General features: G+C 67.7%; 11 protein-coding genes and 1 tRNA gene. 3 read left to right on the top strand and 9 right to left on the bottom strand.

The annotated features are described in order from the left end of the window. The first annotated feature begins 126 nt into the window (after positions 1-126). Positions 127-2292, top strand: coding sequence for a phosphoribosylformylglycinamidine synthase subunit PurL (gene purL / locus ACSSV4_RS17760; RefSeq protein ID WP_454276427.1), 2166 nt, complete (start codon positions 127-129; stop codon positions 2290-2292). Positions 2293-2573: 281 nt separating this feature from the next. Here purL and ACSSV4_RS17755 read toward each other — a convergent pair whose 3' ends face one another. Beyond that, positions 2574-3365, bottom strand: coding sequence for a hypothetical protein (locus ACSSV4_RS17755; protein WP_454276426.1), 792 nt, complete (start codon positions 3363-3365; stop codon positions 2574-2576). Further along, positions 3359-4195, bottom strand: a complete 837-nt coding sequence (locus ACSSV4_RS17750) for a sulfite exporter TauE/SafE family protein (RefSeq protein ID WP_454276424.1) — start codon at positions 4193-4195, stop codon at positions 3359-3361. The genes ACSSV4_RS17755 and ACSSV4_RS17750 overlap by 7 nt, the downstream gene beginning before the upstream one ends. Before the next feature lie 136 nt (positions 4196-4331). Between ACSSV4_RS17750 and truA the strand changes: the two genes are divergently transcribed. Together truA and ACSSV4_RS17740 are read left to right on the top strand one after the other, a co-directional pair. Further along, positions 4332-5105, top strand: a complete 774-nt coding sequence (gene truA, locus ACSSV4_RS17745; RefSeq protein WP_454276423.1) for a tRNA pseudouridine(38-40) synthase TruA — start codon at positions 4332-4334, stop codon at positions 5103-5105. Between the two features lie 42 nt (positions 5106-5147). Beyond that, positions 5148-5224 (top strand) — tRNA-Arg (locus ACSSV4_RS17740). Between the two features lie 174 nt (positions 5225-5398). Here the strand turns inward: ACSSV4_RS17740 and ACSSV4_RS17735 are convergent. The 7 genes from ACSSV4_RS17735 to ACSSV4_RS17705 form a co-directional block, all read right to left on the bottom strand. Next, entirely contained in the window at positions 5399-6610 is a 1212-nt protein-coding gene (locus ACSSV4_RS17735) for an FAD-binding domain-containing protein (protein WP_454276422.1), read from the bottom strand. A 71-nt stretch (positions 6611-6681) separates the two neighbouring features. After that, positions 6682-9045 carry a YbcC family protein gene (locus ACSSV4_RS17730; RefSeq protein WP_454276420.1) on the bottom strand — a complete coding sequence of 788 codons (2364 nt, stop codon included), beginning with the start codon at positions 9043-9045 and terminating at the stop codon, positions 6682-6684. Between the two features lie 15 nt (positions 9046-9060). Continuing rightward, entirely contained in the window at positions 9061-10611 is a 1551-nt protein-coding gene (locus tag ACSSV4_RS17725; RefSeq protein WP_454276419.1) for a proton-conducting transporter transmembrane domain-containing protein, read from the bottom strand. 91 nt (positions 10612-10702) lie between these two features. Then, entirely contained in the window at positions 10703-11635 is a 933-nt protein-coding gene (locus tag ACSSV4_RS17720; RefSeq protein WP_454276418.1) for a DMT family transporter, read from the bottom strand. A 184-nt stretch (positions 11636-11819) separates the two neighbouring features. Next, entirely contained in the window at positions 11820-13283 is a 1464-nt protein-coding gene (der, locus tag ACSSV4_RS17715; protein WP_454276417.1) for a ribosome biogenesis GTPase Der, read from the bottom strand. A gap of 51 nt (positions 13284-13334) precedes the next feature. Next, positions 13335-14663 (bottom strand): outer membrane protein assembly factor BamB family protein, encoded by a 1329-nt coding sequence (locus tag ACSSV4_RS17710; RefSeq protein ID WP_454276416.1) that lies wholly within the window; start codon positions 14661-14663, stop codon positions 13335-13337. A 48-nt stretch (positions 14664-14711) separates the two neighbouring features. Then, positions 14712-15401 (bottom strand): tetratricopeptide repeat protein, encoded by a 690-nt coding sequence (locus ACSSV4_RS17705; protein WP_454276415.1) that lies wholly within the window; start codon positions 15399-15401, stop codon positions 14712-14714. Positions 15402-15410 lie beyond the last annotated feature (9 nt).

Below are 15410 nucleotides of genomic sequence, written 5' to 3'. Positions count from 1 at the left end.
GCCGGGCCGCTTTTTTTCATCGGCGAAACAGGAATCGAACTGTTCCCGGCGCGCCGCCCCTTTCCCCGCCCGGCGCAATCGCATAAAGAGGCGCCCAATCGGACCACCTTGGGGGAAGCCACGCAGATGCAGGACCCGGTACTCACGCCCGAACTGATCGAGGCCCATGGCCTCAAGCCCGACGAATATGACCGCATTCTCGAGATCCTCGGGCGCGAGCCCAGCTTTACCGAGCTTGGCATCTTCTCGGCGATGTGGAACGAGCACTGCTCCTACAAATCCTCCAAGAAATGGCTGCGCACCCTGCCCACCACCGGGCCACAGGTGATCTGCGGGCCGGGCGAAAATGCGGGCGTTGTCGATATCGGCGACGGGCAGGCCGTGGTCTTCAAGATGGAGAGTCACAACCACCCCTCCTATATCGAACCCTATCAGGGTGCGGCAACCGGCGTGGGCGGCATCCTGCGCGATGTCTTCACCATGGGCGCGCGCCCGATTGCGGCGATGAATTCGCTCAGCTTCGGCGAGGTGTCGCATCCCAAGACCCGCCAGCTCGTGCATGGCGTGGTCGAGGGGGTTGGCGGCTATGGCAACTGCTTTGGCGTGCCCACCGTCGGCGGTGAGGTGCGGTTTGACCCGGCCTATAACGGCAACTGCCTTGTGAATGCCTTTGCCGCCGGTCTCGCGGATGCCGACAAGATCTTCTACTCCGCCGCCTCGGGCGTCGGCATGCCGGTGGTCTATCTCGGGGCCAAGACGGGCCGCGACGGTGTCGGCGGGGCCACCATGGCCTCGGCCGAATTCGACGACAGCATCGAGGAAAAGCGCCCGACCGTGCAGGTCGGCGACCCGTTCACCGAAAAGCGCCTGATGGAGGCCTGCCTCGAACTGATGCAGACCGGCGCGGTGATTTCCATTCAGGACATGGGGGCTGCGGGGCTGACCTGTTCCGCCGTGGAGATGGGCGACAAGGGCGGGCTCGGCGTCAAGCTGCAACTCGACGCCGTGCCGCAGCGCGAGACCGGCATGACCGCCTATGAGATGATGCTGTCGGAATCTCAGGAACGCATGCTGATGGTGCTGCGCCCGGAAAAAGAGGCCGAAGCCCGCGCCGTCTTCGAGAAATGGGATCTCGATTTCGCCATCGTCGGCGAGACCATCGCCGAGGACCGGTTTCTCATCCTGCATGGCAATGACGTGAAGGCCGATCTGCCGCTGGCCACGCTGTCGGGCTCTGCGCCGGAATATGACCGGCCCTGGGTAGAGCCCACCCTGCCCGCGCCGCTCGATCCCGCCTCGGTGCCCGGTGTCGATCCCATCGACGGGCTGCGCGCGCTGATTTCCTCGCCCAATTACTGCTCGCGGCAATGGGTCTATGAACAATATGACACGATGGTGATGGGTGACAGCGCCCGCACGCCCGGTCAGGGTGCGGGGCTGATCCGGGTGCATGGCACCGACAAGCTCCTGGCCTTCACCTCCGACGTGACCCCGCGCTACGTCAAGGCCAACCCGTTCGAGGGCGGCAAACAGGCGGTGGCCGAGGCCTATCGCAATCTCTCTTCCTTGGGCGCAGTCCCGCTTGCCACCACCGACAACCTCAATTTCGGCAATCCCGAAAAGCCCGAGATCATGGGGCAGTTCGTCGGCGCCATCAAAGGCATCGGCGAGGCGGTGGCCGCCCTCGACATGCCGATCGTGTCGGGCAATGTCTCGCTCTATAACGAGACCGATGGCACGGCGATCCTGCCGACCCCGACCATCGGCGCGGTGGGGCTGATCCGCGATCCCGAAACGGCAATCACCGGCGCGGCACGCGAGGGGCATGTGGCGCTTGTCTTGGGCGAAACCCATGGCCATCTGGGGCAGACCGCGCTTCTGGCCGAGGTGTTCAATCGCGTCGAGGGCGACGCACCCCCAGTCGATCTTGCCGCCGAGAAACGCCACGGCGATTTCATCCGCGCCAACCATGTGCTGATCAAGGCCTGCACCGATCTCAGCGATGGTGGTCTGGCGCTCGCGGCCTTCGAGATGGCCGAAGTGGCGGGCGTGGGCGTGCAACTCGACAGCGACGACACCGCCACGCTCTTCGGTGAGGATCAGGGCCGCTATCTGATCGCCTGCAATTTCGATCAGGCCGAGGCCCTGATGATCGCCGCCGGTCAGGCCGGGGTCACGCTGGCCTCGGTGGGCCGGTTCACCGGCGATGCGGTGCGCATGGGCCGCTCCGAGGCCCCGCTCGTTGAGTTGTCAGAGCTGTTCCGGTCCAGTTTCGGGGCGACCTTCGGCTGAGGCAGGTGGGGCTCTCGGCTGGCCGTGAGCGGACGTTGACGTCTAGCACCAATGCGCGGAATCAAGGTGCCGCAGGCACCGCCGCGCAGCGCCCGACCGCCCGCTCGGGCGGGCGCTTTTGCAACGTTTCAAGCCATTGAAAACGCGGACGTGTTTGGCCGGCATAAAGTGCGATCCAACGAGGTTTCTGCGCCCACCCGACGGTCGGGCACTGCGCGGCTCGTCTCATTGACACTAAACACCCGCTCCACGCCATAAGCGCCCAGCCCATGCCACCGCCATCATGGCAGGTGCAGCCAGTCCGCGCGGCTGCTATCCTCGAACTCGGGGCGAAAATAGGCCACCATGCGCCCCTCTGGCGGGGCCTTTGCCTCTGCCTCCCAAGGGGCCACGCCATGCAACGCCATCCGGTGCACCAGATAGGCCGCACCGGGCCCCGCAGGCAGGGGCACACGCGCGCAGGTCTCGAACGCCTCACGACGCGCCGCCTGATAGATCTCCGTCAGATCAACCGTACCCCAATCGCGCGGCACCACCTGCTCCAGCGCCCCGGCAAAGGCGCGCCGCATGATGTGGTGGCTGCCCTCCCAGACCACCATCGGGCTGGCCCCCGGCCCGGCCTGCGTCAGCGGCACCCCGAGGATATAGGCGTGACGTTCGCGCAGCATGCGGCGGCGCGCATCGCCCACGGCCAAAAGCCCGTCGACATGCGCCGCGTCCCGCTTCTGTCGATAGCGAAACGCGGCCTCGCCCTCACCCTTGCGCGGCCGGGGATAGCCGGGATAGATCACCGAGACCTGCCCCCGGTGCAGCGGCAACCGGTCATAGATCGCCGTGGCCGCCGCAAGCGCCCCCCCGACCAGCGGTGCAGAGCCGTCCACCCGGCCCTGTGCGTCGTTAGGCAGCGTGTCGACACCCACGAACCATGTGCCCTCGCATTGCAGCCATTGCGCGCGCTCTTCAGGCTCGGCGATGCGCGCCAGCGCCACCTCACGCGCGACCTCCGCCCAGTCCCGCAGCGCCGGTTCAGGCGGAAAGCACGCCCAGCCCTTCTGCAACAGCGCCTCTACCATCCCAGAGCCTTGCGCAGCATGTTGAGCGCCACCAGCGTCAGGAACAGCGCGAAGACCCGCTTGAGCGGCTTGGGGTTCATCGCATGCGCCAGCCGCACGCCCCAGGGCGCGGTGATCAGCGTCATGGCGATGACCACCGCGAAGGCCACCAGATTGACCGCACCGACAGTGAGCGGCGGGCGCTGCCCGGGTGCGATCTCGAGAAAGAGAAACGCCAGAACCGAGGGCGCGGCAATGGTCACGCCGAACCCCGCCGCCGTGGCCACCGCGCGGTGCAGGGGTACGTTGTAGAGGCTCATCACCGACACCCCGATCCCACCGCCGCCGATCCCCATCAGCACCGACACGAACCCCAGCACCGGCGCGATCAGCGCGCGCGCAAGCCCGCCCGGCATCGCGCCCCCCAACCGCCACTCCGACCTGCCAAAGCCCAGATGCAGCCCGATCACCACGCCCAGGGCCCCGAACAGCCCCTGCAACGTGGTCGAGCGCAGGTTGGCCGCGATCAGCACGCCAACGAGCGCCCCCGCCGCGATCCACGGCGCCCATCCGCGCAGGATCGCCCAGTCCACCGCCCCTTTCCGGTGATGCCCGAGCACCGAGCGCAGCGAGGTGACGATAATCGTGGCAAGCGAGGTGGCAAGACAGATCTGCATCAGCTGCGGCCCGTCATAGCCAAGCGTCTTGAACGCATAGAAAAACGCCGGCACCAGCACGATACCGCCGCCCACACCCAAAAGCCCGGCCAGCGCCCCGGCGACCCCGCCGATCACCAGGAGCATCGCCAGCATCTGCAAGAGCAGGCTTGTCTCGGGAAAGGGGACATCCATGCAGGGCACTCCGGGTCGGTTCAAATCCCGCTTACACCGCAGCACGACCGAGGGAAAGCACCGAAGATTGCGCTTGCCCCCTGCCCCCGATCCGCGACACAAGGGCAAAAACCCGTTGCAAACCCGCCGGATCGAGATGCCCCGCTACGCCCTTCAGGTCGAATATCACGGCGCGCCCTTTGCCGGATGGCAGCGGCAGGCCGATCAGCCCTCGGTTCAGGGCGCGATCGAGACCGCGCTGAGCCGGCTCGAACCGGCCCCCCATACCATCGCCGCCGCCGGGCGTACCGATGCGGGCGTGCATGCGCTGGCGCAGGTCGCCCATTGCGATCTGACACAGGACTGGTCGCCGTTCCGCCTGTCCGAGGCGCTGAACTATCACCTCAAGCCCGCGCCGGTGGCGATCACCGCCTGCGCACGGGTGGCCGAGGATTGGCACGCCCGGTTCTCGGCGACGGGGCGGCGCTATCTTTTCCGGGTCAGCACCCGGCGCGCGCCGCTCACCATCGAGGCGGGCCGGGTCTGGCAGGTGCGGCGCGATCTCGATATGGACGCGATGCGCGCCGGGGCCGCGCATCTGGTGGGCCATCACGATTTCACCACCTTCCGTTCGACGATCTGTCAGGCCGCGAGCCCGGTCAAGACGCTCGACCGGCTGGAGATCGAGGAGGTCACGACGCCCACCGGACGCGAGATTCATTTCCACTTCGCCGCAAGATCCTTCCTGCACAATCAGGTACGCAGCTTCATCGGCACGCTGGAGCGCGTCGGCGCAGGCGCTTGGCCGCCCGATCAGGTCCGAGCGGCGCTTCACGCACGCGACCGCGCAGCCTGCGGCCCGGTCGCCCCGCCGCACGGGCTCTATCTTGCAGCGGTGGTCTATCCCGAGGACCCGTTCGCACAAGATTAGGCTTTGATCTTGATCCACGCCCGCGCTAAGAGCCGGATCAGCGGTCCCGTAGCTCAACTGGATAGAGCAGCTGACTTCTAATCAGCAGGTTCGGGGTTCGAGTCCTCGCGGGATCGCCAGTTTTTCCGTTTGAAAATCCTGGGCAAACACCGCATGAAAGTGACCCGTGCGCGACTGACAGGCTGTCAAAGCCCGGTTCGCACCCATGTCTCAAGACCGCGTTTCAAGGGCGGCAGGAATGCGCGGGGTCACGAAATTCTGCGCGCCCCATCGAGACGATCCCGCAAGCGCCCTCAGCCCAGCCCCGTTTCCGACAGAATGCGCGGTATCTGTTTCCTCACCCCGAAGAACCCCGCCGTCGCATGCGGCCAGATCGCCCGGTCCCAATCGCGCTGCCATTCCGCCAGCACGATCCCACGCGCCTCCAGCCCCGCCTGCGCCTCAATCAGCCAGTCGCGCAGCGGGCCGACCGGCACATAGGGCGTCACGATCTGCCGCGCCCCGCAGCGCCCGGCCCATGCCGCCAGATTCCCCGGCACGCCCGCGCGCACCACCTCTGCCTGCCAGCCGCCCCGCGCCGCCGCATCGCTCAGCGCCCGCGCCTCGACCCGCAGCACATGCTTGGCCACGGCGCGCGTCGAGCGCAGGTGACTGCCCGCAAGCGTCACCACCCCGCGCAGATCGAACCTATCGGGCACAAAATCCTCCGCGCAGCAATCCTCCTCGGTCAGCAAAAGAACCGACGGCACCGCCGCATCGGGCGCGCGCGGCACGCGCAGCGGCATGACCGGCGGCAATCCCTCGCGCTCCTCGCCCTCCAGCCCGGTCACGTCCTGCGCCAGCTCGATCGGGCGCGGCGCGAACCGCCCGTCGGTATAGGTCTCGATATTGGCCGCCCGTGCGACATAGGGCTTGCCCCGCATGTGCAGCCCCGCCACCCATCTCCACCCCAGCGTATTGGAGGCCGGATCGCCGTCAAGCAGATGGCGCAGGAAAAAATCCGCGCCCAGCCTCCACGGCAGGCCGAAGGTGAAAATCCAGATCGAGGCAAACCACATCCGCGCGTGATTGTGCAGATAGCCGGTCTCCACCAATTCCCGCGCCCAGGCGTCGAAACACGCGAGCCCTGTCTCACCTGCCTCCGCCGAGACCACGACCCGCCGTAGCCGACGCTCGCCTTCCATCCGCTCAAGATCGCGCATCAGCCCGTCGCGATAGGCCTGCCAGATGCCCGGACGATGCTCGAGCCAGCCCTTGAAATAACCGCGCCAGATGACCTCCTGAATGAACTTCTCGGCCCCCGCATGGCCATGTGCGCCAAGCGCCGTGGCCACCGCCTCCTGCTCCAGCACCAGCCGCCGCCGCAGATAGGGCGAGAGGGTCGAGACATCGCGATGCGCGCCCGGCCCCCGGTCGAAATTGCGCCCCTTGGCATAGCGCCGCCCCATGCGCGGGGCAAAACCCCGCATGATCTCCAAGCCGTGCGCCCGCGTCGCCTCCTGCACCGCCGGTCTCCCTGATCTGCCACCTGTAAGGCTGAACAGATGGCCCGGCGGGGCGGGATTTCAATCGGGGGTCATTCGGCCAGCACCTCCCATTCCAGACCGGGCCGGTAACGCCCCGCCACCTGCCCCTCTTCAAGCGCAAGCAGGTGCAGCCAGCCATTGTCGAACAGGGCACGCACCCCGTCATGCCGCCGCAAGACATCCGAAATCGCCTCTTTCGGTGCCTCGATCAGCACCGTCAGCCGCAGCGGCTCGTGCCGCAGTGCCGCGCCATCATGCACCGCCTGCCACGGCAGGCCGGGACGCAACAGACCGCCATTGCCCTGCACCACCCCGATCCCGCCGGTGACATTATGGATCAGCTTGTTGCCCCCGCCAAACTGCGCCGGGGCGACGCTCGACCCGTAATATTGCAGGCTGATCCAGCTTGCCACGACAACCGGCGCGGTCAGGATCAGCTCCAGCGTGGCAAAACGCTCATCCGCCCGCCAGTCATAACTGTGCAGGAACGTGCGCCCAGCTAAATCCACCCCCGAGGTCACCGCACGCGGCGCCGCTATGAACGAGGCACAGCCCGCCAGTCCCCATTCAGGGCGCGGTTCCGCCCAGTCCGAGGACCGCGCCGCCATGGTCCGCGCCATGGCCCCCGGCAGGCTCAGCGCGCGCTCGCCCCGCGCCAGCGCACCCGCCCGCGCCAGCCAGGCACCGGCCTTCCTGATGTTCTCGGCATGCTCCGGCGCGGCGCTGTCGGGGTAAAGCGTCACCTCGTCCCGCGTGGTGTCATGCAGCCCGGCCATGAACTGCGTGTCCTGCGGCACCTCGATGCCCTGCGCGGGCAGGCCCGCCCGGGTCTCGGGGTCGTTCAGCAATTGCGCCAACAGCCGCGCCGACACCTCGCCAGTATGGCCGCCGCAAGCGCCGCAATGATAGGCGCTCTCATGCGGATTATTCGTCACCTGCGCACCGTGGCCCAGGAGCAGCACCAGCCGCGCATGCCCCTTGGCAAGCCCCATGGCGCGCAGCACCTTGGCCGCGGTCTCGGCCTTCGCCGCGGCGTCAAGCGCCGGGTCGAGCCGGGGGGTCGGGCCGTCGGCGGGCGCGGTCCCGGTCAGCCCAAGCGCATCCTTGACCAGCTTGGCCCCGTAGAACAGCCCTGCCGCCTCTACAAAGGCAAAGGACGACACCGCCGCCTGCCGGAACCGGCCCCAGGCACGGGTGGCGCGCGCTCTGATCCGCGCCGACTGCTCGACCTCGGGCGCAGCATGGCTCGTCGCGGTCAAAGCGGGTTGCAGAAGCACCGGCAGATGCGCCTCGACCACGTCCGAGCCCTGCGCGCAATACGCCACCGGCAGGCCGAAGAACCCGGTAAAGCCAATCGTCTCCACCCCCGGATCGAGGCTTTCAAGCGCGCGGCGGAACACCTCGGAGCGCACGTCGATACAGAACGCCGCCTGCAGCACAGGCCGTGCAGCCACCGGCGCGGGCCTGCGCAGATCCGCCGCCAGACGCCGCTGATAGGCGCGCTCGGCGGCGTCCTGCAAAATGCTGTCGATCACCTGATCGGGCGAGGGCACGACAGGTGCCTCATGCGCCGCCACCGTCTCGGCCCAGGGCCCAGCCACGCCCGGCACCTGCGCGAAAATCGCCTCTTCCCAGATCAGCCGGATCGCCAGCAGGTCGGTCAGCGTGTGATCGCTTTCCCCCTCCGCCTCCGCCTGCCACAAGAGCCACCGGGCATGCTGCGCCCATCCCGCCATATCCATGTAAAGCCGGTGAAAGGCCGTCTCGGCCGCCGTCTCGCTGATCCCCAGCCGCTCGCAGGCGCGCAGGATGGCGCGGTCGGCAGTGTCCGGCGCCTCGGTGACATGCGCGCAAAAGCCCGTCAGCCCGGCGATTTCGGGGGTCAGGTCATGCATCGCCCATTCGCGCCAGGCGGCAAAGGCGCCCCGCCCCGGCGCGGGTGTCCAGAGCGCCTGCCCCCGGTCGAAATGCCCCCCGGCCCAAAGGCCGAAACTGCGCCCGAAGATCGCAGGCCAGTCAGTGCCATCCGCTTGCGCGGCAAGATCGGCCACGGTCGGCAGCGCCCGCGGCTCCGCACTTGGGCCGGTGATCCGCGCCTTGAGATAGGCCAGATCGACCGGCTTGACCGGCGATTGGCTGGCGTAAAGCGCGGCAGCCAGATCGTCTTCGGTCATTTTGCCCCGCGCCAGCATGGCGGCATAACCCGCGCGCGCCCGCGTCAGGCGCACGCCCCCCACCCGCGCCAGCCGGGCCGAGGCGGTGGCCAGATCCTCACCTGTCTGACCGAGGAAAGGATTGACCGCGACGGTCGCCTCCAGCGGAAAGGCGGGCGGCAGGGCACGCGCCGCCCCCTCCGCCGCGCTCAGCAGGTCGGCGATGCGGTCCGGGGCAATTTCAGTATGCTTGAGAAACATGGCTCGTGCTCCTTCTCAGGTCCGGTTGGAGGGATGTGTGACGCGCAGCCCGCCGATCAGACGATCCAGCAGCGTGTTGAGGTAAAGGCCATTGGCCAGATGGACGCGCCACCCGGCACTCGCCGGGTGATGCGCCCAGAGCGAAAAGAGCGCCTGCGCCACCGCGACAAGGCCGAAGGACATCAGCGCCAGCACGATCAGCGCCCATTCCAGCGCACCGGGCACCGGCGGCGCGGGCAGGTTCGCACCCCAAAGCGCGCCCGCGATGATCTGGAAGGTGAAATAGGCCAGCGTCGCGGCCACCGAGGCCCGCGCCGTGCGCTTGGTCAACTCTGACGGTGCTGCATCGGCCAGCCCCTGCGCCACCAGATAGGCCACCCCGAAAATCAGGATCGTGCCGAGCGCCAGTGCCTGCGCCGATTTCGGCCCGATCATCAGGGCAAAGCCCGCCGCCACCATGCCGTAAAGCAAGAGCGCCAGGGCAAAGGCCCGCGCCACCGCCTTGAGGTCGGGCACCGCCACCGGGCCGGGCCGCCGGATCTCGGCCACCGCGCGCACCGCCCCGCCCGAGGCGAGAAAGCCATGCGCCTTGTAGAGCGAATGCGCCACGATATGCAGAAGCGCCAGCGGCCACAGGCCCAGCCCGCATTGCAGCAGCAAAAATCCCATCTGCGCCACCGTCGACCACGCCAGTGCGGTCTTGATCGCACTTTGGGTCAGCATCACCACCGCGCCGAAGATCGCCGTCAGCCCGCCCAGCATCACCAATGCGGCCATCGCGCCGGGGCTGGCCTGCACCGCCTCGGCCAGCCGGATCAGGATCAACCCGCCGGAATTGATGATCCCGGCATGCAGCAGGGCCGAGACCGGCGTCGGGGCTTCCATCACCTCGGTCAACCAGCCATGCAGCGGGAAGGCCGCTGTCTTGAGCGCCGCGGCGATGACCAGCAGCGCCACCGCCCCCTGCCCCGCCAGCGGCAGGCCCGATTGCGCCGCCATACCGATACCGTCCAGATCGAGCGTGCCGAAGGCCAGCCAAAAGAGCCCCGCCGCCCCGATCAGCGCCAGATCACCCGCGCCCCAGACCAGCGTGAACTTGGCCGCCGCGCGCCGCGCCTCGGGCCGTTCGGGGTAGAACAGCAAGAGGTGCCGCAGCCCCAGCCCGACCGCGCCGAAGGCCAGGATCATCAGCGCCAGCCCGCCCGACAGCACCACCAGCAGCACCATGGCCAGCGTGGCCAGCATCAGCGCGTGAAACAGCGCCTCGCGCGGCTCACCATCAAGATAACTGCGCGCATAGCGCATCACGATCCAGCCCACGAAGCTGACCAGCAGCCCCATCGTCACGCTGACCGCATCAAGCCGCAGCGACAGCCCCGCCGCCTCGGACCCGAGCGCCAGCGTGCCCGGCCCCGACGCCAGAAGATGCACCAGCGCCGCGCCCATGATCGCCAGCGCCGCCAGCGCCGCCCCTTCCGGCAGGCGCGGACGGCGCACAGGACGGACGAGGCAGTAGACGGCCCCCCCGAGCAGAAGAACGGGTGGCAGGAGCAGAAAAAAGGACATGGCATATCTCCGGTTTGGACTCATGGTCTCCCCGGAGATAGCTGACGTCATTACTTTGAAAAATTACATATTTTACTAATAATCGTTCCATTTAGTGGAATATCCTCCACGCACCTATTCCCCGCAACACCACGCCCCGCACAGCACGCCACAACCGCCCGTCAATCGCCACCAGACCCGCGCCGATCAGCACCATCCCCAATACATGCCGCAGCAGCAGAACCTCGCCGAGAAACAAAAGGCCTAGCAGAATCGCACTGACCGGCACCAGAAAGGTCACCAGCAGCAGATTTGTCGCGCCCGCCGTGGCAAGAATGCGGAAATAGAGCACATAGGCGAAGGCCGTCGACAGCGCCGCCACGCCGATCAAGGCACCGATCGCCGCCGGGCTTGGCACCGGCAGGGTCCAGGGCTGATCCAGAACCATCATCACCGGCAGCAAAAGCACGCTCGACGCCACGACGTGACCGGTTGCCGTGCTGATCGGGCTTAGCCCCATCGCCCGGAACCTGCGCCCGTAAATCCCGGCACAGGCATAAGAGACAGCCCCGCCAAGACACATGAGCTGCGCGGTGACATGTACCCCGAGATCACGCAATGCCGCCGTGCCGATCATCGTGGCAACCCCGGCAAAGCCGATCACAACGCCCAGGATCTTGCCTCCGGTCATGCGCTCGTCGCGGGTCAGGACATGCGCCAGCAGGACGGTGAAAAGCGGCGTCGATGCGTTCAGGATCGACGCCACGCCCGACGCGATATGCTGCTGCCCCCAAACGATCAGCGAGAAGGGAATGGCATTGTTCAGCACTCCCATACCGAAGAACGCCGCCCAGATGCGCGGCGCGCGCGGCAGGCGCTCGCCCCTCAGGCGCAGGATGGCGAGCAGGATGATCGCCGCCAGCGCAACGCGGGATACGACCACGGTGAACACCGGCAATTCGCGCACCGCGACATCGTTGAAAAAGAACGACCCGCCCCACACGGCGGCAAGACCCAGCAACATGGTCCATTCCGACAGGGTCATGGATCTTTTGGCAAAAGGTGGGGGCGGCATCGACAATCCTCCAGGTCGCCCCTCGGGGCTGTTCAGGCAGAGTTCTGTCATTGTCGCACGCGGCCGAGCGACCCGTTTCCTGCGCTTTCGCACGCATCGCGGTCGCCCGGCGCCAGCCGTCCCGGGTGCGATCAGAGGCCTCGCATGTCGCCCGCTATTTCGACGACCGCCCCGAGATATGCTTGCGCAGGCTCGACGGCCCCGGCTTTTTCTTCGACTTGTAGGGGTTCTTGTCGGATTGGCTGCGCATATAGAGGCGAATGGGCGTGCCCGGCATGTCGAAATCCTCGCGCAACCCGTTCACCAGATAGCGCGTATAGCTTTCCGGCAGCTTGTCGGGATGGCTGCACATCACCACGAAACCGGGGGGCCGCGTCTTGGCCTGCGTCATGTAGCGCAGCTTGATCCGGCGCCCGCCCGGCGCGGGGGGCGGGTGCTGTTCCAGCATGCCCGTCAGCCAGCGATTGAGCTGCGCCGTGGTGATCCGCCGGTTCCACACCTCATGCGCCTTTTGCACCGCCGCGCGCAGCCGGTCGAGGCCCTTTCCGGTCTTGGCCGATACCGTCACCAGTGGCGCGCCGCGCAGCTGCGGCAAAAGCCGCTCGAACGCCTCGCGCAGATCGCGCAGTTTCTGCTGCTTCTCGGGCTCCACGTCCCACTTGTTGACCGCCACCACCACCGCGCGCCCCTCGCGCTCGGCCAGATCGGCGATGCGCAGATCCTGCTGCTCGAAGGGAATGGCGGCATCGAGCAGAACCACCACAACCTCGGCGAATTTCACCGCCCGCAGCCCATCTGACACCGACAGCTTTTCCAGCTTGTCCTGCACCCGCGCCTTCTTGCGCATGCCCGCCGTGTCGAAGATTCGCACCGGCAGCCCGTCCCAGTCGAGCGCAAGCGAGATCGCATCGCGGGTGATCCCCGCCTCGGGTCCGGTCAGCAGCCGCTCTTCGCCCAGTATGGTGTTGATCAGGGTGGATTTCCCGGCATTGGGCCGCCCCACCACAGCCACCTGCAAGGGGCGCGCGGTGGTGGGCGTATGGTCGGGCTGCGCGGGCGTCTCGCCCTCTTCCGTCACCTCGATATCGGTGACCGGGGCCTCAGCCTCGGCGCGTTCCTCATAGGCATCGGCCAGCGGCTGCAACTGCGCATAAAGATCATTCAGCCCCTCGCCATGCTCCGCCGACAGCCGAATGGGCTCGCCCAGCCCCAGCCCCCAGGCCTCGATCACCCCGGCATCGGCGGCAGAGCCCTCGGCCTTGTTCGCCGCAAGGATCACGTGATCGGACCGCTTGCGCAGGATCTCGGCAAAGATTTCGTCCACCGGCGTCACCCCGGTGCGCGCGTCGATCACGAAGAGGCAGACATCGGCCATCTCCACCGCCCGCTCGGTCAGCCGCCGCATCCGGCCTTCAAGGCTGTCATCGGTGGCATCCTCCAGCCCCGCCGTGTCGACCACGGTAAAGCGCAGATCGCCCAGTCGCGCCGCCCCCTCGCGCAGGTCGCGGGTCACGCCGGGCTGGTCATCGACCAGCGCCAGGCGCTTGCCCACAAGGCGGTTGAAGAGCGTGGACTTGCCCACATTGGGGCGTCCCACGATGGCGAGGGTGAAAGACATGGGATCAGGCTCCGCTCCGGGGTCAAGCCGGTCTGATACAGGATCGCGCGGTCAACGGAAAGCCAGCAACTGACCCTTTTTCGACACGACATAAAGCGTGCCGCCCGCAACCACCGGATTGGAGGTGGCCCCGCCCGGCAATTCGACGCTGCGGATCAGCTGACCCGAGGCCGGTTCGAAGAACCGCAATTGCCCATCACCCGAGGCAAGGACCAGCTGTCCGCCCGCGATCATGGGCCCGAAATGCCCGACGATCGCCGCCTGCCGCTTGGGTCTGCGCGCCTCGAAGAGCGGCAGTTCATGGCCCCAGATCCGCGTGCCGTCCTGCGCCGAGAGCCGAACCAGCTCGTTGCGGTCGGTGACCATGAAAAGCGACTCGCCCGCTGGCCAGACCGGGTTGAGCGGGCCCTCGTTGGCGGTCCAGATACGGTTGCCGCTGCCAAGCCGCAGCGCGACCATGCGACCGGCATGGCTACCGGCAAAGACTTGGTCGCCGACCACCACCGGATCGCCGGTGATGTCCACAACCCGCGCACTCGCCAGGCCGAGCCGCTGCCCGGCAATCTGCGCATCCCAGAGCCGCAGTCCGCCCTGACGGAACGCCCCCTGCAACTCGCCCGCGCCAAAGGCGAAGACGGCGTATTTCTCGGTCAGCGCGGGGGCGGGGCCGCCAAGCACATTGTGAATGTCGGGCGTGGCGCTCAACTGCCAGTCGACCCGCCCGGTCGCGGTATCGAGCACCCAGGCCACATCGTCGCCCGCCACCACATAGACCCGGCCATCGTAAACCGTGGGGGCCGCCGTGGTCGGCGCATCCAGATCCTGCTGCCAGATCTGCGTGCCGGTCTCCGGGTCGAGCGCGGCGAGAAAGCCAAAGGCCGAGGACACGAAGAGCTTGCCATCGCCATAGGCAAGCCCGCCGCCACTGGCCTGATTGGAACTGTCGGCGGGCGGGGTCAGATCGGCGCTCCACAGCACCTCGCCGTTGGTCGAGACCGCCGTGACCTGCGCCTGCGCATCCAGGGTGAAAATCCGCCCGCCCGCCACCACCGGATCAGCGGTGATCCGCTTGCGGCGGCTGTCGCCCGCGCCGATATTGACCGACCAGGCCAGCTCTGGCGTGGCCGAGAGCGCCGGATGCGCGGCCCGCGTCGCGGGCGTGCCGATACGCTGCGTCCAGTCCGCATTCATCGTCGCGGGCGGCAAATCCACCGGCACGACCTGGTTCTCCGGGGTTTCCGCCGCCTGCGCCCGCCGCACCTCGCTCTGCAGAACCTCGCGAATGCCCTCGCGTTCACCGCTCAGGATCGCCTCTTCCTTGGAACAGGCCGTCAGGGCAAGCGCCGTCGCCACCCCCAGGATAACCGTTTTCGCCGTCACTGCATCGCCCTCATTCGTCGCCTCGTGCGTTCCGCCCCGGCAGGGCGCCTATTGCAGCACGTCGGCCGCGTCGGGCGCGCGCATCGGCGTGTCCGGCGGCTCTTCTCCCAAAGCCACAATCACTTGTGACACGCGCCGACGCAAGCCCGCTGTCGCCTCGGCATCCTGCGCGATGCGCGCCAGCGTCTCTAGCGCCGCCGCCCGGTCGCCGGTCTCAAGCGCGATCAGCGCCAGTTGCTCCTCGGCCAGAAGCCGCACCGTGCCGCCCGCTGACACCAGCCCCTCCAACCGCGCGCGGCGGGTCTCGGGCTCGAGCCCGGCGCCCGGCAGCGTCACCGCCTTTAGCGTGGCAATCTGACGATAGACCGGCAAGGTGGCCTCGCGATCGGCAATCTCCAGCAGTCGCGCCGCCGCGGCCTCCGGCTCCTGTTCCGCGCCCTCGGCGGCAGCCAGCAGATCAACCACCGCTGCCGCTTCGGGGTTGGGTGCCTCGACATCTGCCAGCGCCGCCGCGCGCGCCGCGCGCTCCTCTTCCGACAGCGCCGACAGAATGCTGTCGCCGAACGCCTGTGCAGTTGCGCGCGCCTGCGCCTTGCGCCACTCGTTCCACGCGGCCCCACCGACCAGCAGCAGGATCGCCAGAACGGCAATCCAGCCATAGCGCCGCATCAGCCGGAACAGCCGGTCGCGCCGCACCTCTTCGGTGACTTCCTCGATGAAACTGTCGGTATCGCTCACGCCCTGCCC

Source organism: Roseovarius sp. MBR-154 (assembly GCF_053628595.1).
This window is presented reverse-complemented; position numbering and strand designations above follow the sequence as displayed.

Bases quoted from the DNA above. Each gene is read 5' to 3' on its own strand.
- ACSSV4_RS17720 (WP_454276418.1), bottom strand. From the start codon at position 11,635: ATGACCCTGTCGGAATGGACCATGTTGCTGGGTCTTGCCGCCGTGTGG.
- ACSSV4_RS17730 (WP_454276420.1), bottom strand. From the start codon at position 9,045: ATGTTTCTCAAGCATACTGAAATTGCCCCGGACCGCATCGCCGACCTG.
- ACSSV4_RS17750 (WP_454276424.1), bottom strand. From the start codon at position 4,195: ATGGATGTCCCCTTTCCCGAGACAAGCCTGCTCTTGCAGATGCTGGCG.
- ACSSV4_RS17755 (WP_454276426.1), bottom strand. From the start codon at position 3,365: ATGGTAGAGGCGCTGTTGCAGAAGGGCTGGGCGTGCTTTCCGCCTGAA.
- ACSSV4_RS17725 (WP_454276419.1), bottom strand. From the start codon at position 10,611: ATGTCCTTTTTTCTGCTCCTGCCACCCGTTCTTCTGCTCGGGGGGGCC.
- purL (WP_454276427.1), top strand. From the start codon at position 127: ATGCAGGACCCGGTACTCACGCCCGAACTGATCGAGGCCCATGGCCTC.
- der (WP_454276417.1), bottom strand. From the start codon at position 13,283: ATGTCTTTCACCCTCGCCATCGTGGGACGCCCCAATGTGGGCAAGTCC.
- truA (WP_454276423.1), top strand. From the start codon at position 4,332: ATGCCCCGCTACGCCCTTCAGGTCGAATATCACGGCGCGCCCTTTGCC.